The 21,065-nt window shown below is 69.2% G+C and carries 19 protein-coding genes; 14 read left to right on the top strand and 5 right to left on the bottom strand.

The window, feature by feature from the left end:
• On the bottom strand, positions 1-663 hold a 663-nt coding region (locus J0695_RS11295), incomplete at its 3' end, for a DUF2637 domain-containing protein (RefSeq protein WP_206961783.1).
• 74 nt (positions 664-737) lie between these two features.
• On the opposite strand from J0695_RS11295, the gene J0695_RS11290 reads away from it, so the two are divergent.
• Both J0695_RS11290 and J0695_RS11285 read left to right on the top strand, forming a co-directional pair.
• Positions 738-1,970 (top strand): ParA family protein, encoded by a 1,233-nt coding sequence (locus J0695_RS11290; RefSeq protein WP_206961782.1) that lies wholly within the window; start codon positions 738-740, stop codon positions 1,968-1,970.
• Complete coding sequence (locus tag J0695_RS11285; RefSeq protein WP_206961781.1) at positions 1,967-2,977, top strand: ParB/RepB/Spo0J family partition protein; 1,011 nt, start codon at positions 1,967-1,969, stop codon at positions 2,975-2,977. Before J0695_RS11290 ends, J0695_RS11285 begins: the two co-directional genes overlap by 4 nt.
• A 319-nt stretch (positions 2,978-3,296) precedes the next feature.
• Here J0695_RS11285 and J0695_RS11280 read toward each other — a convergent pair whose 3' ends face one another.
• Complete coding sequence (locus tag J0695_RS11280; protein WP_206961780.1) at positions 3,297-4,088, bottom strand: hypothetical protein; 792 nt, start codon at positions 4,086-4,088, stop codon at positions 3,297-3,299.
• Entirely contained in the window at positions 4,085-5,014 is a 930-nt protein-coding gene (locus J0695_RS11275) for a ParA family protein (RefSeq protein WP_206961779.1), read from the bottom strand. Before J0695_RS11275 ends, J0695_RS11280 begins: the two co-directional genes overlap by 4 nt.
• A 1,988-nt stretch (positions 5,015-7,002) precedes the next feature.
• Between J0695_RS11275 and J0695_RS11270 the strand changes: the two genes are divergently transcribed.
• From J0695_RS11270 to J0695_RS11260, 3 genes are all read left to right on the top strand, one after another.
• Positions 7,003-8,079, top strand: coding sequence for a bifunctional DNA primase/polymerase (locus J0695_RS11270; protein ID WP_206961778.1), 1,077 nt, complete (start codon positions 7,003-7,005; stop codon positions 8,077-8,079).
• On the top strand, positions 8,076-9,632 hold the full coding sequence (locus J0695_RS11265) for a DNA primase family protein (protein ID WP_206961777.1): 1,557 nt from the start codon (positions 8,076-8,078) through the stop codon (positions 9,630-9,632). Before J0695_RS11270 ends, J0695_RS11265 begins: the two co-directional genes overlap by 4 nt.
• A gap of 148 nt (positions 9,633-9,780) precedes the next feature.
• Positions 9,781-10,170, top strand: coding sequence for a DUF6009 family protein (locus J0695_RS11260; protein ID WP_206961776.1), 390 nt, complete (start codon positions 9,781-9,783; stop codon positions 10,168-10,170).
• A 13-nt stretch (positions 10,171-10,183) separates the two neighbouring features.
• Here J0695_RS11260 and J0695_RS11255 read toward each other — a convergent pair whose 3' ends face one another.
• The gene (locus tag J0695_RS11255; protein WP_307798558.1) at positions 10,184-10,900 is read right to left on the bottom strand and encodes a 4'-phosphopantetheinyl transferase family protein; all 717 of its coding nucleotides are present in this window, start codon (positions 10,898-10,900) and stop codon (positions 10,184-10,186) included.
• Positions 10,901-11,454: 554 nt separating this feature from the next.
• Here J0695_RS11255 and J0695_RS11250 point away from each other — a divergent pair.
• From J0695_RS11250 to J0695_RS11230, 5 genes are all read left to right on the top strand, one after another.
• A complete protein-coding gene (locus J0695_RS11250; protein WP_206961775.1) occupies positions 11,455-12,549 on the top strand; it encodes a bifunctional DNA primase/polymerase in 1,095 nt (364 codons plus the stop codon).
• Positions 12,550-12,686: 137 nt separating this feature from the next.
• Positions 12,687-14,117, top strand: coding sequence for a DNA primase family protein (locus J0695_RS11245; RefSeq protein WP_372445746.1), 1,431 nt, complete (start codon positions 12,687-12,689; stop codon positions 14,115-14,117).
• Complete coding sequence (locus J0695_RS11240; RefSeq protein ID WP_206961774.1) at positions 14,114-14,515, top strand: DUF6009 family protein; 402 nt, start codon at positions 14,114-14,116, stop codon at positions 14,513-14,515. Before J0695_RS11245 ends, J0695_RS11240 begins: the two co-directional genes overlap by 4 nt.
• Positions 14,516-14,636: 121 nt before the next feature.
• Positions 14,637-14,960 (top strand): acyl carrier protein, encoded by a 324-nt coding sequence (locus J0695_RS11235; RefSeq protein WP_206961773.1) that lies wholly within the window; start codon positions 14,637-14,639, stop codon positions 14,958-14,960.
• Between the two features lie 41 nt (positions 14,961-15,001).
• Positions 15,002-16,303, top strand: coding sequence for an ATP-binding protein (locus tag J0695_RS11230; protein ID WP_206961772.1), 1,302 nt, complete (start codon positions 15,002-15,004; stop codon positions 16,301-16,303).
• 103 nt (positions 16,304-16,406) lie between these two features.
• Here the strand turns inward: J0695_RS11230 and J0695_RS11225 are convergent, their stop codons facing one another.
• On the bottom strand, positions 16,407-17,324 hold the full coding sequence (locus tag J0695_RS11225; protein WP_242552510.1) for a ScbA/BarX family gamma-butyrolactone biosynthesis protein: 918 nt from the start codon (positions 17,322-17,324) through the stop codon (positions 16,407-16,409).
• Between the two features lie 361 nt (positions 17,325-17,685).
• Here J0695_RS11225 and J0695_RS11220 point away from each other — a divergent pair, with 361 nt between their 5' ends.
• The 4 genes from J0695_RS11220 to J0695_RS11205 form a co-directional block, all read left to right on the top strand.
• A complete protein-coding gene (locus J0695_RS11220; RefSeq protein WP_242552509.1) occupies positions 17,686-18,471 on the top strand; it encodes an HAD family hydrolase in 786 nt (261 codons plus the stop codon).
• Positions 18,464-19,234 (top strand): SDR family NAD(P)-dependent oxidoreductase, encoded by a 771-nt coding sequence (locus J0695_RS11215; protein WP_206961770.1) that lies wholly within the window; start codon positions 18,464-18,466, stop codon positions 19,232-19,234. The genes J0695_RS11220 and J0695_RS11215 overlap by 8 nt, the downstream gene beginning before the upstream one ends.
• Positions 19,235-19,302: 68 nt before the next feature.
• Complete coding sequence (locus J0695_RS11210; protein ID WP_206961769.1) at positions 19,303-19,959, top strand: ScbR family autoregulator-binding transcription factor; 657 nt, start codon at positions 19,303-19,305, stop codon at positions 19,957-19,959.
• A 482-nt stretch (positions 19,960-20,441) separates the two neighbouring features.
• A partial coding sequence (locus J0695_RS11205) for a ScbR family autoregulator-binding transcription factor (protein WP_206961768.1) occupies positions 20,442-21,065 on the top strand: 624 nt, incomplete at its 3' end.

Here is a 21,065-nt window from a genome sequence, read left to right as displayed (position 1 = left end):
TCCGAACTTCGCCAGGCGCAGTGGCATGAGGGATTCGACGGGGGCTTTGCGGCGCCAGGCGCGGCCGTAGCGGGCCTGGAGGCGGGCCTGGTAGATCAGACGGTCCTGCTCCAGGCGGATCACCTGGTCGTAGCGGCGCAGTTCCCACAGCTTCATCCGCCGCCAGAGGCGGAAGGTGGGGATGGGGGAGAGCAGCCAGCGGGTGAGGCGCACGCCCTCCATGTGCTTGTCCGCGGTGATGTCCGCGATCCGGCCCACCGCGTGCCGGGCCGCCTCGACGGAGATCACGAAGAGGATCGGGATGACGGCGTGCATCGCGGTGCCGAGCGGGTCGGGCCAGGCGGCCGCGCCGTTGAAGGCGATCGTGGCCGCGGTCAGCAGCCAGGCGGCCTGGCGCAGCAGCGGGAAGGGGATCCGGATCCACGTCAGGAGCAGGTCCAGGGCGAGGAGTACGCAGATGCCCGCATCGATACCGATGGGGAAGACCAGGGAGAAGTTCCCGAAGCCCTTCTCCTCGGCGAGCTTGCGCACCGCCGCGTAACTGCCTGCGAATCCGATCCCGGCGATTATCACCGCACCGGCGACGACGACACCGATCAGTAGTCGGTGCGTACGTGTCAGCTCGACTGGGCGCCTGCCGAACGGCCGAGAGGAGAATTCCATGCCCTCTCCGTCAAGTAGTTACCAAACCATGCGTCAGCGCATCAGTAGATCATGAAAGTTAGTAAGGTGCTCCCATGACCACACCCTCGCCCCAGGGCGATCGCGAGAAAATCGTCTCGAAGCTCCCGCCGCAACTCCGCCAGGAGTTGAAGATCCGCACTGCTCAACTCGGCGTGGACATCCAGGATGCCGTCCATGCGGGCATCACGGACTGGAGCGGATTGGCTTCCGCTCCGTCCCCCGTGGAAACCACCGGATCCGAGCCGTTCTCGACCTGGCTTCCCAGCGGCCAGTGGGAGACATTCCGCGCTCACTGCAAAGACCGCGGCGTCTCCCTCGTGCAGGGACTCGCACAGGCGATCCACCTGTGGCTGGAGAAGAATCCACCGCCCACCGTGCAGCGTCCGGTGGTGGTGCGCCGCGTCGTGGTGTGCAACCAGAAGGGCGGCGTCGGGAAGACAGCCATCACCGCCGGTGCCGGTGAAGCCCTCGCCGAGGACTCCAACTCGCTCTACCCCGTCCGGATCGCCCGCCAACTCGCCGCGCTCTCGGACGACGCCTCGGCACTCGACCTCGAAGACCTCCCCGGGCTGGGGCTCCGAGTTCTCTTGGTGGACTTCGACCCGCAGAGCCACCTCACCAAGCAGTTGGGCTGCTCCCCCCTCGCCATGGGCGCGGACAGTCTGACGAGCCATATGGCAGGCGAGGGCAAGGGGCCCATCCAGGACCTGGTCGTTCCCATCGACGACGAGCGTTTCGGGGGCCGTCTCCACCTGCTGCCGTCGTGTACGGACGCGTTCCTCCTGGACGTTCGCCTCTCCACGGTCCGCGCCCGGGAAGCCGCCCTCGAGCGTGCCCTCGCTCCCCTGGAGAGTTCCTACGACGTCATCCTGGTCGACTGCCCGCCGAGCCTGGGCCTGAGCATGGATGCCGCCGTCTACTACGGTCGCCGACGCGACGGAGAAGCGCCCGGATCGTCCGGGGCTCTCATCGTCGTCCAGGCCGAGGACTCATCGGCTGACGCCTACGACCTCCTCACCTCCCAGATCAATGACCTGCGCGACGACTTGAGGCTGGACATCGACTACCTCGGAATCGTCGTCAACCTCTACGACGCTCGCCGGGGCTTCATCGCCACCTCGTCCCTGCAGGCCTGGATGGACATAAAGGATCCGCGTGTGGTGGCGATCGTCGGCGACCTGAAGGAACAGAAAGAGGCGGTTCGCATGAAGCAGCCTCTGCTGTCCTACGCACCCAAGTGCGACCAGTCCATCGCCATGCGCGCACTCGCCAGGGAGATCTCGTGAGTAAGGCCGACAAGCTCAGGGCATCAGCCTCCTTCGCCCGGGCGCAGCCCGTCAGCTCCCGCCGCGCGGCCATTGCCGCCGCCACGGGGGTGGCGACCGATGGGGTCGCACCCCCCGCCACCGCACGCCTTCACCTCCTCGCACACAATCCGTTCAATCCGCGCGACGAGCTCACTGACCTTGAGGAGACGGCCGCTTCGCTGAAGGAGAAGGGGCAGATTCAGCCCGTCGCCGTCGTACGTCGGGCTGTCTTCCTCACCGTGCACCCCGGTCAGGAGGAGGCGCTCGGGGATGCCGAGTACGTCGTCATCGACGGGAACCGGCGCCTGGCCGCCGCCACACTGGCGGGACTGCCCGAGCTGCGTATCGACGTCAATGACGACCTCGCCACCAGTGCTGCTGACATCCTCGAGTCGGCGCTGATCGCGAACATTCATCGCGTTGATGTACCGCCGATCAACCAGGCGAAGGCGATCCAGGAGCTCCTGGAGAAGCACGAGAAGCAGGTCACTGTCGCCAGGCGGCTGGGGAAGACCGAGGCCTGGGTGTCGCAGCGGCTGGCTCTGCTGTCACTGCCCGAGGACCTTCAGGAGAAGATCGAGACGGGGGAGCTCAAGGTCAAGGAGGGCCGGCGCATCGGGCGCCTCCCTGCCGCGCAACAGCATCCTGAGGCGGAGAAGGCTCTTAACCGGGTTAAGGAGCCTCGCAAGCCGAGGGCCAGTACGGCGGCCGCGTCGGGCGTGGGCGCAGTCGACACTCCTGGCCAGAGCACCTCGGTGGCAACTGCCGAGATCCCCGTACCCACTCAGGGCAGTGAGAGCACGCCGGGCTCCACACCCGCAGGCACCCGCGTTCTTAACCCGGTTAAGACAGACGCCGGGACACCGGCTCCAGACGTTCCGTGGGACGACCCGGCCCAGATGATCCAGGTCCTGCGCAAGAACATGTCTGCCGACCACCTCTCACAGTTGGCGGTACTCCTGGCAGACGGCGCATCAGCATCGTGATCGAACCGCTGGGCGTCTTAACCGGGTTAAGACGCTCGCAAGACGCACGGATCAGAACGTGCGTGAACACGGGGGCGGGGCGACTCCCCCGACCGGCACTGAGGCCGCCCCACACTCGCAGACGACCCACTTCTTAACCCGGTTAAGACTGATGCCGGGACACCGGCTCCGGGAGTTGGTGCGGCTTAACCGGGTTAAGACAGGGGGCGTCTTAACCCGGTTAAGAACAAGACGGTGGCCCTGCCCCTCTTACGAGAGGGGCAGGGCCACCGTCATCGGGGCACCTTCGGTACGGACCCACTCCCCCGGTCGGCACCCCTCACCGCCCGCCGCGCACCTTGCCCGTGGTGAGGGACGGCAGGAAGTCATCCAGGGCTGCGTTGAGGAAGTCGGATCGGGTGGGGAACGTCCAGGTACGGACGATGGCATCGATGACGCCGAGCTCCTGCCGGGAGGGCCGGAAGGACTGCTGCACCGTGTCCTTGATGCGGCCGCGCTCGACCCGGCGGGTGGGCACATCGGCGAACAGGCCGTCCGGGTCGTCGTCCTCCCCCAGGCTCACTTGGCGTTGATGGCGCAGCGCCTCGTGGAGCTGGGCGAAGCGGTCGTGCTTCTTGCAGTGCAGCACGGCTCGTCGCACCACGACCGCGTTCGTCGGCTCGTGGCCGGTCTCCTGCCGCTGGCTCGCCTGGTAGTACTCGAACCGCTTGCGTACCTCAGCACCGACCATGATCACGCACTGGGTGGGCTCTGCCCCCAGCGGTCCCAAGTCGGGGATCTGCAGAGGGCCGGTGTGTGCCGCTTCTCGTCGCTGGAGGGGCGCGACGATGGCGGCGGGCATGTTGTCATGTGCGGCGGGACGGCTCTCCCCCGCGGGCCCGGGCACGGACGTGGCCGGCGCAGGTGCGGGTGCTTCGGCGACTGATGCAGGATCGGGCTCCCCCACGGGGGGCGTCGTCACCACTGTCGTCGGCTCAGTCGTCTTGGTGGTCGCTGCTCCTTGTCGGGTGCGGCGTCGTGGAGTCAGTGCCGCGTTGGCCGCGGCGGCGAAGGCGTCGAGTACGCCGTCGTCCTCCGGGAGATCGTCGCGTTTGGTGGTCGCCTTCGTCACGCCGTCTCCTCGAACTCATTGGACGTCCTGACCCACTCCTGCAGGATCTCGACGGCCAGCGACTGGTAGTCGCCGGCCAGCCCCTTCATCGATCGCCGGAGGCTGGGGTCGATGTCAGTGCTGTTGCGCATCTCCTGGGGAACCTTCCCGTGTGACCGGCAGGCGACGGCAGCGGACTCGACCGCTCGGATCGTCTGCTCGAATACGGGGGCGGCTCCTCTCAGGTCACCGGCCAGCTGTTCCTTGATCTGTTCCTGCACCCGGGTGGCCGACGTGTTCGTCGCGAACACGACCACGCCCAGGAGCCGCAGACTCGCGTTGAGCGAGGCGGCCATGCCGAACCTCCGGGCCACGGTCCGCAGCCCCTTGCGTGAGGAGGGGTCCGATTTCGAGGGGATGACGACCATGTCGCCGGCCATGAGCGCCTGCAGTTGCAGCGGTTCGGAGCCAGGGGCGACGTCGAGGATGATGACGTCGTAGTCGTCGCGCACGGCATCGATGGCGGCTGCGTACATGCCCATCCAGGCGGCCTGGTCCTCTGGGTCGTCCATGCGCGCGGCCAGGCGCCGCTGGCAGTACAGCTCTTCCACGATGTCTTCGAGCATCTCGCCGCCCGGCAGGACGTACAGGCCAGGACGCGCCTGCCCGGTCGGGGACAGCGGCTTGCCGTCGAGGATGGCCGCTGCCTGGGCCGCTCCCTTGTCCGCGAGCGCGCCCTTGGAGAATCCCAGGTCCTCGCTGTTGTTGCCCTGCTCGTCCATCTCGGCGAGCAGCACCTTCTTCCCGATCTTGGAGAAGGCGACGGCCAAGGCGGCAGACAGGGAGGATTTCCCGACGCCGCCCTTGCCGTTGATGACGACGATCACCTTGCGTTCGAGCGAGTTGTCGGCGATGAGTTGCAGTCGACGGCGCAGTGCGCGCTTCACCCCGCTTAGGTCACCTACCTCGAGCGGGACCATTTGGGTCGGCATAGGGATCACTCCATGCGCTAGATCATGAGAGTCGAACCCCTGCACATTAAATAGGACTTAAGACTTGTATCGGTCAACGCGCTGAGATGCGGCGAAGTACCCACGTCTGGCCGTACCGCGCCGCGGAGGTGTTGCTCCGCAACATCACGGCTCGCCTCGCACGCACTGTAGGACGCGATATGAGGAGCCTTATAGCGCCTCTTCTAGCGCGTCGGCATGGGAGTGGAGTGGTCACGCATCCCGTCACCGCTCCCCACGGGGGCATGTCCTGCGGAGCCTGGCCGCCTCAAGCAATTCGCACGTGGGGGAGGACACAGGTGAGGAGGGTCCACCGGTTTTCCGGGATCTCGGTGAAGCGCGGCTGCTCAGGCCGGGGGCACTGAGCCTCGCTTGTCCTCCACGTGGATGACGTGGAGTTCAGTGCCGTCCCGGTGGCGCTTGGAACATCCGAACAGCCCGACAGCGATCTCCGACTCATCCGCAGGCTCATGACGCCTATCAGTATCTCGGTGTTCACGGCGGACATCATCCCGCAGAGCAGCGACGCAGGGTGACGATCTGCGGACGGCCATCGTTCAGGCCGCCCCAGGTCCGTGGGCTCGCATCGGTCGAGCAACCGGTCGCGGAGCAAGGGCACCTCGCGGTAGAGGGCGAGTGCGGGGTCGTCGGGGGAGGGCCGCAGCGGCGCGTTCAGGCACAACAGCCAGGTGCCTCGCTTGCGTTCCTCGCGGGCCGGCCACTGCGCCCGCCAGAGCAGTCCACCGAAGGCTCCCGCCAGCGCGAGGCCCGCCGGGTCGCCGGTGGTGGACGCGAGGGGTGGCCACCTCCGGCCGGGTCCGGTACCAGGCGCGGCCCGCTAGGGCGGCCCAGGCGAACGACACCCCGAAGAGCAGCACGGGCCGGTCCGGCATTCCCCCGATTGGTGTTCAACGCTTCAGCCTAGCGGCAGGGGGGCCACCCTTCGGACCGCGTCTATCCGGTCGTTTCCGTGCAACGAGTTATGTGAGCAGCGAGCGCTCTGCCCGGCGCGGGGAATGGTGCTCGGGTGGCAACGAGGGGAGTCAGGGCAGATGTTCGGATTCGCCAGACGCAGGCGCCTGCGTGCTACCGCCCTGCACGGTTCGCACCGGCGCCGACATCGCGCTCTCTCGTGCACGCCGTGCCACACCACCCGCCCAGCGGGGGAGCGTGCTCGTTGCCGACGTCCAGAGCGCCGCCTAAGCCACAAGATGACGTTCAGCCGTCGCCGGCGCTCCGGCACCCCCGGCGTGCTCGACGTACAGTGCCTCGCGCTGCGCGCCTGTGGTGTCCACGTCGATGAGGACGATGCCGCCGACGTCTTGCACGGCACGCGCTGTTCTTGACCGTTCCGCAGCATCGGCTGACGCTGCGACAGGCGCCGGCAGCGTCAGCTGTACGCCGGACACCGCTGCCCGCGCAGGAGCGCGACGGGCCCGGGCGTTCAGTCCCGTACGGGTTCAGTCCCGCTTACTTCGTCCCGAGAAAAGACCAGGTCAGCGCCGCTCTCGCCCAAAAGCACGGGACTGACGGGACCCAACTTGGTAGTTATCTTCTCTCTGGGTAATTCGCGTATGCGCGCGCATACCTGTACAGGCACTACTCCAAGCAGCTGATAACTGTCGCAACCGGTCCCGTCAGTCCCGTGCCTCCAGCGGGGAACGCCTCTGACCTGGGCATCTGTTGTACGGGACTGAAAGCGGTCCCAGACCCGCGGGACTGAACAAGCCCGCTCCCCACGGACGCGGGGCTGACGGGACTCAATTTCCCGCAACACGCGGGCAGCCCCTACTTCGGGCGTACATGCGGTGCGTTACGCTCGGTCCGCCAACCTGGAAACGTCAGTCCCGTCAGTCCCGTAACGCCCGTTGGGGACCAGCACCAGATACCGCTCGACGCAGCTCTTTTCGACACAGAGGACGACCGTGTTCCGCCAGCCTGGGCCCGTTCCTGGGGAGTCCGTCGCGCCCCACGCCGTCGCGCGGTGGTGCGCTGCGGCGGGCTGGCCCGTGCATCCCCTCGCGCCGGGGCAGAAGGTGCCGCCGGCCAACTGTGAGACCTGCCGGGAGGACCGGCACGCGCCCGGCGTCTGTCCCTGCCGGGACAAGGGGCGTTGGTGTCACGGTTTCCATGCCGCCACCACCGATCCGGGCCGCATCGATTCCTGGTGGGAAGCACAGCCCCGCTTCGGCGTGGGCGTCTCCTGCGGGCCTGCGGACCTGGTCGTCCTGGATGTGGACGCACACGCGGTAGAGGTCCCCGACCGGGCCCGTCTCCTGCCGGGCATCCCGATCGGCCCCCAGGTCGACCTCGCAGGTCTGGCAACCGGGTTCGACACCCTCGCCCTGCTGGCGGCGCTCCGGGGCCAGCAGAATCCGACCGATGACGACACGACGCTGCGGGTGCGCACGCCCTCGGGCGGGCTGCACATCTGGTACCGGAATCCTGACCCCCTGGTGCGCTACCGGTCCTCGACAGGGTCCAGCCCAAAGACCGCGCTCGCCTGGCAGGTCGACGTGCGTGCGGACCGCGGATACATCGTCGCGCCCATGACCCGTACGGCAGCGGGCCGTTACCTCCCCGTGGACGGCTCCCGGTGGCCGGCGCCCCTGCCCGGGTGGCTGGCGGCGGAGCTCGTCCGTACCAGCCACGTCCCGACGGCCATGCCTCTTCAGGCTGCCCGCCCCGCGCCGGGAGCCGCCCCCCGGCAGCGTCAGGCGGGTCCTGCGGCCATCCAGCTCCTCGACCCGCTCCTGGCCGAGGTCGCAGCCTGTACGGCGACTCCGCAGGGCGCCAGTTTCACCGAGAAACTCAACAGAGCCGCCTACACCGCCGGCGGCCTGGTCCAAGGCGGCCACCTCGCCGCACACGAAGCGCGGGAACTGCTGCTGGAGACGGCCCGCAGTGCGCGCCCCTCCCAGGAACGCCGCAACCTCACGATCATCGAGTCCGCACTGTCCGCGGGCGCCCTGCGCCCGTTCCACCCCCGAGGACGCTCATGAGCGCCGAGCCCGCCCGCTTCGACGCCGAAGTCGCCGCCGAACAGATCCGGCAGCAGGCCTTCGACTTCGAGGTGCCGGAGCCCCCGCGGCTCCCGGCACAGCAGACCGATGCCCGCCCCCAGCCGGGTGTCCCGCTCGGAGTGATGCCCGACTCGCTGACCGACCGGGGCAACGCCAAGCTGTTCGCCCGCCTCTACAGCGACCGGTTCCGTTACGTCATCGGGATGGGCTGGCACTCCTGGGACGAGTACCGCTGGAAGCTGACCGGGGGCGAGGAGACCGCGATCTGGGCGGCGGGCGAAATGGCGGAGCAGATCCCGCCCAACGACCCGCGGGGGCGTTTCACCGACCGGGAACTCGCCTCCCACCGCAAGCACTCCGAGTCCACCTCCGGGCTCAAGGCACTCCTCTACCAGGCCCAGGCCGCGCCGAGTCTGCGCCTGGACCCCGATGTCCTCGACGGCGACATCTACTCCCTGTGCACCCCTGCGGGGGTCGTCGACCTGCGGACGGGCGAGCTGCGCAAGCCCGATCCGCTCACCGACATGCACTCGCGCGCCACCACGGTCGCACCCCGGCAGATGCCGATTCCCCGCTGGGAGAGCTTCCTGCGCGACACCTTCGGCAACGACGCCAAGGGCCAGGAGACCAGCCGCTTCCTGCACCTGCTCCTCGGCTACTCGGTCACCGGCGACGTCGGGGCCCAGGTCCTGCCCTTCCTGTTCGGCTCGGGAGCCAACGGCAAGTCCGTACTCCTCGAGGTGATGATGCAGATCCTCGGCGACTACGCCAACGCGGCCCCGCCCGGATTCCTGATGGAGAAGGGCAAGTTCACCGAGCACTCCACCGAGCTCACCGAACTGCACGGCCGCCGCATCGTCGTCTGCAGCGAACTGAAGCCCAACGACACCTTCAATGAAGCCCGCGTCAAACTCCTCACCGGCGGCGACACCATCACCGCCCGCCGGATGCGGCAGAACTTCTTCACCTTCACCCCGACCCACAAACTCTGGCTGCTCGGCAACCACCGGCCCGAAGTCGGCACCGGCGGACACGCGTTCTGGCGGCGCATGCGGATCATCCCGTTCGAGCGGCGCGTCCCCGACGCCCAGAAGATCGACAACCTCGCCGCGGAACTCGTCCGCGACGAAGGCCCCGGGATCCTCCACTGGCTGATCGAGGGAGCACGCCGCTACCTCTCCACCCGCGACCCGCTCAACGGCCCCGCCTCCGTCCGCGTGGCCACCGCCGCCTACGAGACCACCGAGGACCACATCGGGCGCTTCATCACCGAGCGCTGCATCACGAGCACCGACGACCGGCCCCACCCCGACCTGCGCGTCGAGCAGAAACTCCTCTACGAGACGTACGGGCGCTGGTGCGCCGACGAGGGGATCCGCTCCGCCACCAGCAGGGCCTTCGCCAGCCGCATCCGCCAGGAACTCGGCCTCTCCTCACCCGCCGACATGATCAAAAACAACGCCACCAAGCTCTACCCGGGCCTCGCCCTGCTCCCCGACGGCACCGACACCACCGCGGACAGGGTCCGGTGAGGCGCCGCTGCGCCAAGCAGGGAACCGCGCCGCGACCGTACGATGGACGATGCGTGCCCGTACCACCCCGTACAGAACGCCGACACCCGAGCCGAGCCCACGCCACGCGCGCAGACCGCCGCCCGGCCGCAGACCATCAGGAGGCCTCATGAGCGCGATGCCGCAAGAAGGCGATCTCGCCCAGGAAGCCGAGGTCGTCTGGCTGGAGAGCACCGAGGACCTCGATTACGTCCGGCAGGCCCTGGACAAGGTCAACACGCGTAAAGGCAAGCCGCGCTACGAGCGCGACGGCCGGCTCATCGGCTACTCCAACCTGCTGCCGAAAGCGCCCCGGAGCGCCGACAGCGGGCTCTTCGCCCGCCGGACGTTCTATCTGCTGCCGCACGACCGCCCCAACCGGCCGGACGACCCCGAATGCCCCTACAAGGTCGGCTCACCGCTCGAAGCCGTGGATCCCCGCACGGTGGAGCCGGGCAAGACCGGGGCGAAGACCGCCCGGTCGCAGGCGACCGCGGAGATAGTGCCCGCCGGATCCTGAGCACTTCAGTACGTCAGATGTCGCGTACGGCGAGGGCCGCGGCGTGGCCCTCGCCCACGGACACGTCGGTGACCGTCCAGCCCCGCACGGCCGTGGAGCCCTGCGGGGCGGCACCGAGGTAGTCCAGTGACAGCGCACGCCCCAGACCCGTGCCAAGCCCCTTGAGATAGGCCTCTTTACGGGTCCAGACCCGGGCGAAGGCGATCCCGCGGTCAGCCGCGTCGTACGCGCGCAGTTCGGCCGTCTCCCGCGGGTGCAGCGTCGGTCCCACCTCGTCCGCAACTTCGGGGGAGGTGACCTTCTCCACGTCGACGCCGACCGGGGAGGCAGCGAAAGCCAGCAGACAGATGTCGCCGCTGTGGGAAAGCGAGAAATGCACGTCGTGGCCGCGCACCACGGGCCGCCCGTGCGGTTGCCCGCACGACGAGCACGGAAGCCGGTCCAGAGGTACGTCGCGGGGGAGCGTGCGGAGGTACGTGCCGAGCAGGAGCCGCAGTCCGGTGTGGGCGGCCCGGTAGGTGGCGCGGTCGCCGGCGTCGCGGAAGGCCGCGGCCCTGGCCTTCTCACCGTCGTCGAGCACGGCGTCGGCCCACAGCTGTACGGCGGGCCCGAACGCGACGGGGTCGATGCGCCACAACTGGGCCTGCTCCCGCGGCAGAGGCGGCCGCAGGGGCTGCTCCCAACCGCCGAGGGCGAGCTCCGTCGGCTGCAGCATGCTCCTGGTGTTCACGGGTGCAGCATAAGGACACTGTCCGGGCCGCTGCGCGGGAGCGACTCAAGCGACCGGACTCCGGGATCGTCGCAAAAGCGACCGGAGCAGCCCTCGTTCACTCCGCGCTCAGGCAGCACTCCATGGGCACTCAAGGTTCACTTGAGGGCGGCCGCCGGGGGGAGACCGAAGCCGGAGCGACCGGGAGGTTTCTCGGTCGCTCCTCAGTCTCAGGGAAAACAGCTGGTCAGAGCCGTGATCCGGAGCGAACAGCGACTGAAGCGACCGAAGGTCCAGGTATACGGAGACATTCGCGTGTGCGTGTATGCGCGTGCGTTTCATATATAGGGACCTTGAGTCGCTTCAGTCGCTGTTCGCGCTTTCGTACACTCCCTGAGCTGCGCTTTTCTCCTGCCGGACGGGCAGCGACCGAAGCAGCGCCCAGTCGCTGCCCCCAGAGCCCGGACGTCCGGGCCGGCGATCGTCCCACGGACCCCAACCGCACGAATTTTCACACCGGTTTCGCTAACCTGTTTCTGACATTGAGTCGCTTGAGTCGCTGACGGGGGAAACACATGACTGCTGAGCTGCGGGTTTTTCGCAGCGAACAGTCGTTCAGCGGTCTGTCGTTGGCGACGGCCAAGTGGTGCGCGAGCAAAGGCTGGCCGGTCCATCCGCTGGCCGCCGGGCGCAAGACCCCCGTGGGCAACTGCGACGCCTGCCGAGCCCCGGGACACATCCGCGACGACTGTCCCTGTCTGCGCAACGGCCGCTGGTGCCACGGTTTCCGTGCGGCCACCCTCGATCCGGTCCTCATCGAGCGCTGGTGGGGGACCGGCGGCAGTCCGGGCGTGGGCGTCGCCTGCGGTTCCGCGGGGCTGGTCGTCATCGACATCGACGCGCACGCACAGCCGCTTCCCGAGCGCGCGCGTCTCCTGCCGGGCATCCCCATCGCCGAGGGCATCGACCTCACCGGGCTCGCCAACGGCTTCCACACCCTCGGGGTGCTGGCCGCCCTGCGCGGCGCAGGGAGCCCTGCCGCGGACACGGGCACTTTGCGCGTCCGTACGCCCTCCGGGGGGATGCACGTCTGGTACCGCGCTCATCCCGGACACCGCTGGCAGTCCTCCACGGGCTCCGGCAGTGGCCGCGCCCTGGCCTGGCAGGTCGACATCCGCGCACACGGCGGCTACATCGTCGCCCCGGGCGTCCGTACCCCCAACGGCGCCTACACGCCCGTCGGTACCGTCCGCGAGCCCGCCCTGCTCCCCGACTGGCTCGCCGCCGAACTGGAACGCACCGGGCACCTCGCCCCGGCCCGCCGGACCCCGCTGTGGCGCACCGTTCCGCCGCCCAGGGCCCGCCAGGCCGTCGCCGCCGCGGGCGGACGCAGCGGCGTACCGAAGGCGCTGGGGAAGGTCCTGTCCGAGGTGGCGGACTGCGCCGCCGTGCCGGAGGGCGCCGCGTTCTCCGAGAAGCTCAACCGGGCCGCGTACACCGCGGGCGGACTCGTCGCCGCGGGGCACCTCTCCCGGGCCGAGGCCGAGAGGACCCTCACCGAACTCGCCGCCGGTGTACGCCCCGGGCAGGCACGGCGCTGCGAAGGCATCATCCGCAGCGGCCTGCGCGCCGGGGAACGGCATCCCCTCGCTCCCGGGAGCCGGCCTTGAGCACCCATGACGACAAGACCCTGTTCAACTTCGACGCCGAGACCGTGGCCGCCCAGATCCTCGTCAGCGCCCAGCCCCCGCCCCAGCAACCACAGCCGTTGCAGCAACCGCTCCAGCAACCACAGCCGTCCCTGCAGGTGCCGCAGCCGCGCAGCGCAGTCCCCGACGCGTTCGCCGTCCCCCAGGGGCTGCTGCCCGACACGCTCTCCGACCGCGGCAACGCCAAGCTGTTCGTCAGGCTGTACGCGGGGGACTACCGGCACGTGCCGGGCCTGGGCTGGTACCGCTGGGACGGCAACCGCTGGCGTACCGACGAGGACGACACCGTGGTGTGGGCCGCCGGCGACCTCGCCGAGACCATCGCCACCGAGGACCCCCGCGGCCTGTACTCCGCCGCCGCCCTGCAGCAGCACCGCCGCCGCGCCCTGTCCACCAGTGGCATGAACGCCATGCTCACCCAGGCCAGATCGGCCCCCGGCATGGTACTCAACGCCGCACTGCTGGACGCCGATCCGTACGCTCTGTGCACCCCCGCGGGCATCGTCGACCTGCGCACCGGCACCCTGCGCAGGGCCGATCCGGACAAGGACTTCCACTCCCGCGCCACCTCGCTGCCGCCGCGGGCCATGCCGACCCCGCGCTGGATGCGGTTCCTCACCGACACCTTCGGCGAAGGCCCCCAGGGCGCCGAGATGATCGACTTCCTGCATCTGATGCTCGGCTACTCGGTCACCGGCGACGTGGGCGCACAGGTCATGCCGTTCCTGTTCGGCTCGGGCAAGAACGGCAAGTCGGTGCTCCTCGACGTGCTGATGAAGCTGCTCGGCGACTATGCCGACGCGGCCCCGCCCGGCTTCCTGATGGCCCGCCCCTACGAGGGCCACCCCACCGACCTCGCCGAACTCCACGGGCGCCGGGTCATCGTGTGCAGCGAGGTCAAGCCGGGAGACAAGTTCGACGAGGCCCGGGTGAAGCTCCTCACGGGCGGCGACCGGATCAAGGCGCGGCGGATGCGGCAGGACTTCTTCTCCTTCGGTCCCACCCACAAACTCTGGCTGCTCGGCAACCACCGGCCCGAGGTGGGCAGCGGCGGCTTCGCGTTCTGGCGGCGCATGCGGCTCATACCGTTCGAACGGGTCGTCTCGGACGAACGCAAGGTCGACAACCTTGCCGACATCCTTGTCACCGAGGAGGGACCGGGCATTCTCAACTGGCTGATCGACGGGGCCCGCCGCTATCTGCGCGGCGAGAAGGACCTCACCGGACCCGAACGGGTACGCATCGCCACGACGGCGTACGCGGAGACCGAGGACCACACCGGACGGTTCATCGGCGAATCCTGTGTGCTCCACCCTGAACTGAGGGCGGAACAGGCGCAGTTCTACGCCGCCTACCGGGCGTGGTGTCACACCGAGGGGGCTCCCGCGGTCTCGTCCAGGGCCTTCGCCGCCCGCATCCGCGAGGTGGTGGGGCTGGAATCGCCGAAAGAGATGATCCTCTCCAACCAGCGCAAGTACTACCCGGGCATCGGACTGCTCGCCGTGCTTCCCGACGGGGATACCGTATGAGCGCCCTCATCGAGGGGGACGAGATCTCCCAGGAAGCCGACCTGGTCTGGCTCGAGGACATCGACGCCCTGGACTACGTACGCCAGAGCCTGGACCGGCTGCCCACCCGGCGCGGCCGACCCGCCTACCACCGTGACGGACGCATGGTCGGCTTCGCGGTGCTCGGTCCGCAGGCCAAGGCGTCCCGCTCCTCGGGGACCTTCCGCCGCCGGGTGTTCTGGCTGCTGCCGCACGATCGGGACTCCGATCCCGCGGGCCTGTACGCGAGTTCCGCCCCGGCGGAGGCGGTCGACCCGCGGACCCTGGCCCCGGGCAGCAAGGGCTACAAGACGGAGTGCTCGGAGGGCGGGCCGCCCTCGCGGGCGATGCGGGAGATGGGGATCACGCTGCCGCTGTGAGAGGCGCGGCAGCGTGGGCGGCCGAGTCTCCTTCCAGTCTCCTTTGAGTGGCACACGGCACCGTCGGGGCAGCACGCGGAATCTCGCGTGGAACCCCGACGGCCGGAAGGAAGCCCGCCCCATGGTTGCCACCCCGTGGAACGCGAAATTCGAGACGGTGCTGCGGCAGAGCCTGCCCGGCCTGGGCACCGACGCCGTGCCCGCCGCCGACCTGCCCATGGAGGCGTACGGACTCGACTCCATCGCGCTCATGGGCATGGTCGGCGCACTTGAGTCGGCGTTCGGCGTCAGCCTCGCCGGCCAGCTCACCGTCCCCGTACGGTCCCTGACGGCCGGGCACCTGTGGGGCATCGTCTCCACCGCGATGAACCCGGTCTGGGACCAGGGCAGGGCACCGGCGGCCGGTGCGCCGGGATTCAGCACGGCTTCCTGGGCCGTGGCCTGAGGCTGCCCCGTGCCAGCGGACCGACCGACGAGGGGGACGAGATGTCACCAGCACAGGGAACGGCACAGAGAGACGTCCAGGACATGGTGCTCGCCTCCTGCCGGGCGCGCCGGCCCCGGGTACTGCTGGTGAAGGGAGGCTCGGGCTGCGGCAAGACCGCACTGCTCGGCCTCGTGGCGGAAGGCGCGCGTGCCGCCGGAGCGCATGTGCTCCACGCGACCGCGGCCCGCCCCGGCGAGAAGTGGGGCGTCATCCGTGAACTGACCGGTCCGCGGCCGGACTTCGCCCGCAGCGGTGCCCTCGTGGAGGACACCGCCTGCCACCCGGAGAGCGCGGCCGCCGCGTTCCGTGACGACCTGCGGGCCCTCGCTGCCACGGGGCCCGTGGTGCTCTGCGTCGACGACGTCCAGCAGGCCGACCCGGAGTCGCTGCGGCACCTGCGCAATCTCGCCCACCACATGCCCTTCGCCCCGATCGTGCTGGTCCTCACCGCCCCGGCCCACGGCACGCGGTGGGAAGCCCTGTTCACGGAGGCGGTGCTGCGCCGTCCGCATGTGCACTGTGTACGGCTGGGCCTGCTCTCCCCCGGGGACGTGGAACGGACCCTCGCGGCCGAGACCGGAACGCCCGGCCCCGGCCTGGCCCGTACGGCGGCACGCCTGCACCGCCTCAGCGGCGGCAATCCCCAGCTGCTGCGTGCGCTGCTCGCGGAGAACGCCGTGTTCCAGCAGCCGTCCTGCGACGGCCTGTTCGCGAACGCCTTCACCGACTGCCTGCGCCGCAGCGGCCCGGCAGCGGTCGCGACCGCCCGCGCCCTCGCCGTCCTCGGCGACCATCCGATTCGCGGGACTCTTCTCGACGCCCTGGTGGACGGGGGCGCCCCCGAGGCACTGACCGGTCTGGACGCGCTGCGCGCGTGCGGCCTCCTCGACGGTCTGGGCCGCCGGGAGCCCGCGGTGCGGGCCGCCGCCCTCGCCGGCAGCGACGCACAGGACAGGGCGCGGCTGCGGCTGCGTGCCGCGCATGCCCTGCACGCGACGGACGCCTCACCGGTCGCGGTCGCGGCCCCTCTGCTCGCACTGGTGGCGGACGGCTCGCACGACTGCCTGCGGGAAGCGGACCGGGAACTGCTGGACCACACGGTCCGGGACCTCTTCGAGGAGGCGCATGTACTGCGCGAGCGGGGGCAGTCGGCCCGTGGGGCCTCGCTCCTGCGGGCCGCCCGCCGGCTGGCGCTGCGCGGCGGCGATGCCGCGGTGGTGCGGGAGGCGCGGTCCCCGGCCGGCCGGCTCGACAGCCGGCGGGGGAGTGCCCACGGCCGGACTGCCGACCTGGCGTCGTGAAGGCGGAGCGGCTGTGCCGGTGAGGTCCTCACCGGGGTCCTCGCCGGCGCTCTCACCCGGCCCTGCTGAGGTTTTCTTTCTGTACGGGCCTAACTGACGGGCTCTAACTGACGGGCCCCGTCATGGTCGAGGAGAAGACGCTGTGGCCGTCCTGGCGGCCGGTGACCTCCACCGTCATGGTGTTGCCGCTCTCGGAGGCCGTCTGCGTGACGTCGATCCAGCAGGGGCGGTCGAGCTCGGCGTAACGCCAGAAGGAGTTGGAGGCGTTCACCGGGATGAACCCCTGCGGGCCGACGAGCGCGGAAGCCGCCTGCCGGGCGCCTTCCATCAGGACCATGCCCGGCACGTGATCGGCGCTGTGGTCGAAGAGGATCGGGTGGTTCAGGTTCGGTGTGAGCAGCCAGCGGCGCGGGCGGTCCGTGGCCGTGAGCACCACATCGGCAGCTGAGGTCCGGCCCACTGAGGCCGGCGGGAGGGCGTGGGTGTCCACGGCGATGGCCGCGTCGGCCTCGTCCAGGGGGCCCGTCGCTCGTCTCCCGCGTATTCGCTTGTAGATGGCGGGCGGCAGGGGCCCGTAGTGGCCCGCCCCGTGGGCGAGCAGACTGCCGTCCCGGTAGATGGCGAGGTCCATGCGGATCTCGCTGGCCGCGTCCCCACGGCGGTTCAGCTCGGTGCAGTTGGCCTCGATGGCGAAGTCGGTCGGGTTCGAGCCGATGCACAGGCGGCTCAGGTCCGTCGTGTAACTGAGGTTCCACATCACGAACTGGTGGCCCAGGGGCACGTCCAGCCCGGTGTGCGCCAGGTAGATGCAGGCCTGGCGGATGGTCTCCGCGACCTGCAGCGGGTCGTGACTGGAGCCGTCGGAGCTGTTGAAGTACGTGTGGGCCCGCGGCCATTGGCCGGTGAGGGAGAACCTCAGGTCGTCATGGGCCGTACAACCGGTGAGGAAGACCTCGGCGAGTCCGGCCCGGTGGACGTACTCCTTGGGGACCGTCGTGGTGAGGCGCGGAAGTCTGGGCATTTCTGTGCCACCGGTGGCAGTCAATCGCATGATGATCCCCCGTCTAGAAGCCCTGGTGCGCTATAAGATACGAACCTACCGGTTTTCTTGGATGAGCCAAAAGGTAAAGAGTTGGTCAAGGGAATGGGGAAGGTGAACCAATGATCCTCTATTGCCTGGTTCGTCCGATCGGTCACGCACCCAACTACGGCCGGACATAAGGGTGCAGGCCGGGCCAAAAGTTCTCAGTAGTGCCAAGTGAACGTTTGCCGTATTTGCATGAAACCGCTTCTGCGGTATTTTTCTGCGCGACTCAGCGTCTCCGCACCTGGAGCTGCTGCCGGAACAGACTTTTTCAGCCCACGAGGACAGGAAGACCAGGATGACCCCGCTGCTGAGCACGCTCCGGCTGGCCGCCGTCAACATCGACGGCGTACTGCTGAACGACACCTTCACCCCCGTCATCCACAGCATGATCGTGGCCCATGGGCGCGCCTACACACTGGACCTGGAGCGGGAGATCCTGTCGCAGCCGCGCAAGGCGGCCGCCCGGATACTCGGGGCGGCGATCGGGTCCACGGCGAGCGAGCAGGAGCTGCTCCAGGACTACTTCGCCCGGCGTGAGCTGTATCTGCGTGAGCACCCCGTGCGGCTCCTCGACGGCGCGGTCGCCCTGCTGCGGACACTGCGCGGCGCGGGACTGGAGGTCATCTGTTACGGAGGCCTGGACCGCAGCCACTTCGACGAGCACCTTGGCGCCGCCTCGTCCTTCTTCACCGAGCCCGGATACGTCTGCACGAACGGCTTCCGCCCCGGTGTGCAGGAGATCGTCCGTGACCGATTCGGCCTCGGCTACGAGGAGGCGGTCTTCATCGACGACGTGGCGAAGGTGGCCGAGAAGGCCAGGGAGCTGGACGTGCCGTTCATCGGTCACCCCAGCGACTTCGCGCACAGTTTCCAGCGGACCCTCATGCGGGAGGCGGGCGTACGACACCTGGTGCGCTCGCTGTACGACGTCGACGAGGCACTGCTGCGCACCATCGACGCCGAGGCCGCGCGGGGTGCCTGCTGGCGTGACGCGGACGAGCCGGCGCCGGTGACGGCGCTCGTTCCGGAACTCGTGCCCGCGCTCGGCGCGGTCCGGCCGGAGGTCTCCTGCGATGCGTGACGCCCAGGCCGCACTGGCCGGCAAGATCGTGCTCATCACCGGTGCGAGCAGCGGTATCGGGGCAGGTGCGGCCCAGGTGTTCGCGGATCAGGGCGCGACCGTCGTCCTGACCGCGCGCCGGGAGAAACCGCTGCGCGACCTCGTCGCGGAACTGGAGGGTCAGGGCGCCGAGGCGAGTTACCGCGTGGTGGATGTACGCAGTGACGACGAGGTCCGCCGCCTGGTGGAGTCCGTCGTCGAATGCCACGGCCGGCTGGACGCCGCCTTCAACAACGCCGGGGTGGGGCTGGCCAGATCGCCCATGCACCTCCTGGACGACGACGCCTACGACATGGTCATGGAGACCAATGTGCGCGGGGTGTGGAACTGCATGCGCCATGAGCTGAGGGCCATGATCGCGGGCGGTACGGGAGGCGCGATCGTCAACACCAGCAGCGTCGGAGGGATGGTCGCCTCCTCGGTGGGCGCCCCCTACATCGCGTCCAAGCATGCGGTGATCGGGCTGACCAAGGCCGCGGCCGTGGAGTACGCGGAGCACGGGATCCGGGTCAACGCCATAGCCCCTGGCCTGACCCGCTCGGAGATGACCGACGACTGGTTCACCGTCCCGGGGACCGAGCAGCGGGCCCACCGGTCCGCACCGCAGCAGCGCATCGCCGAGGCGGTTGAGGTCGCGGAGGCGGCCGCGTGGCTCTGCAGTGACAAGGCCAGTTTCGTGACGGGCGCGACTCTCGCCGTGGACGGGGGCCGGACCGCCTGGTGATGCCGCGGCGGAGACAAGTCAGGTAAGGTACCTGACGTTCGGTTTTGTTTCGCGCGAGGAGCGGTCGGATGGCGCAGCAGGAGCGTGCGGTACGGACCAGGCACGCTGTTATCCAGGCTGCCGCCGCGGTGTTCGCCGAGCGCGGGTACGCGGCGGCGACGATCGCCGAGATCCTGGGGCGTGCGGGAGTCACCAAGGGGGCCCTGTACTTCCACTTCGAGTCCAAGGAATCCCTGGCCCGCGGGGTCCTCGAGTCCCAGATCACCAATGACCACTGGGTGCCCCGCGAGATGAAGCTGCAGGAGTGGGTGGACCTCTCCATGACGCTCGCCGCCCGGATCCCCCACGAGGTCGTCCTCCTGGCCGGCATCCGGCTGTCCGCCGACGGACAGGGGCGGGCGATGTTCGGCAGCGCCTGGCCCGCGTGGATGGAGGTCGTCCGCGAGAGGGTCGCCGCGGCCAAGGAGCAGGGCGAGGTGCTGGCGCACATCGACCCCCAGCAGACCGCGGAGCTCTTCGTCGGGTCCTGGATCGGGATGCAGGCCCTGTCGGAGGCCCACAGCAACTGGGCGGACCTGACCGAGCGCATCTCCACGCTCTTCAACTACATCCTTCCGGCCATCGCCACCCCCGCCACGCTGATCAAGCTGGACATCGCGCCGGACAGGGGCGAGCGGGTCCTCCAGGAAGTCAGCCGGGTCCCGGCCCTGGCAGTCGGCGCCTGACCGCACGTCCGCTGCCCGGCCCTCGCCCGGCCGGGGCGGTGCAACCTGCCGGGCTCTCCGCGCGGGCATCTCTCTTAACTGTTGCAACGACCTCGGACAGAATGTTGCATTTGATTCAACATCAATGCAACGATTTTTCGGCCACTGCCAGCGGAAATGATCCTTCTCAGTATTTCCTCTGTTGCAGTATCAGTGAATGCAACTTAATGTTTCCGGCATCAGAAATACGGGGCGAAGGGAATGCGCGGCAGGGGCTGAGCGGAAGTGTTCTCGCTTAGAAAACCATCCGTGCGGTTTTATAAACCTCGCAAATGGGTTACCCTGCTCGAGCCTTCCTCTGGCATGCGCGCGAGGGGTGTCGCGGCCCCGCGCCGCCCGCCCGAGCCGTGAGCTCTTCCCATGCCCGCTCGCCAGTCGAAGCACAAGAACACGAAGTGCTCAGAAAAATACCGCGCGCGCGGTCTGTTTTGGGGGTGGTCGTGATGGTCAAGCAGGTTCGGGCGGCGCGCACGCGTGAGGCTCTGATCCGCGCCGCGGCGGAGGTGTTCGCCAACGACGGCTACGCTCTCGCCTCCCTGCCCGAGATCAGCGAGCGCGCGGGAGTGAGCAAGGGCGCCCTGCACTTCCACTTCGCCACCAAGGACATTCTCGCCGCCGAGGTGGAGGGAGTGGCGGCCGAGCGGGTCGCGCGGCTGGCCGAGCGGAGCTCGGCGGCCGGCACCTCCCTGCAGTCGCTCGTGGACACCGGCTCCGGTCTGCTGCAAGCCCTCACCGACGACCCGGTCGTCCGTGCCGGTTTCCGGCTCGGCGGGGATCCCTCGCGCAAGAAGGGCTCCGAGCTGCTGCACTGGTGGCACGAGCGGGTGCGCGCTCTCGTCGCCGACGCGCAGGTCGCGGGCGAACTCGGGCAGACCGTTTCGGCGGACGCCGCCACGACGGTGATCGTCGCCGTCGTGGAGGGCCTGGGCGCTCTCGGAATGGCGGACCGCAGCTGGCTCTCGGCCGAGCGCGTCGCCTCCCTCTGGTCCTTCCTGGCGCCCCGCCTGGCAGCGTCTCCGCTCCACGCGCCCCTGCACCACACGTCGGTGCCGTCGGCGCCGACGGCA

It is taken from the genome of Streptomyces beijiangensis, assembly GCF_017315755.1.
GTDB lineage: Bacteria > Actinomycetota > Actinomycetes > Streptomycetales > Streptomycetaceae > Streptomyces > Streptomyces beijiangensis.
This window is presented reverse-complemented; position numbering and strand designations above follow the sequence as displayed.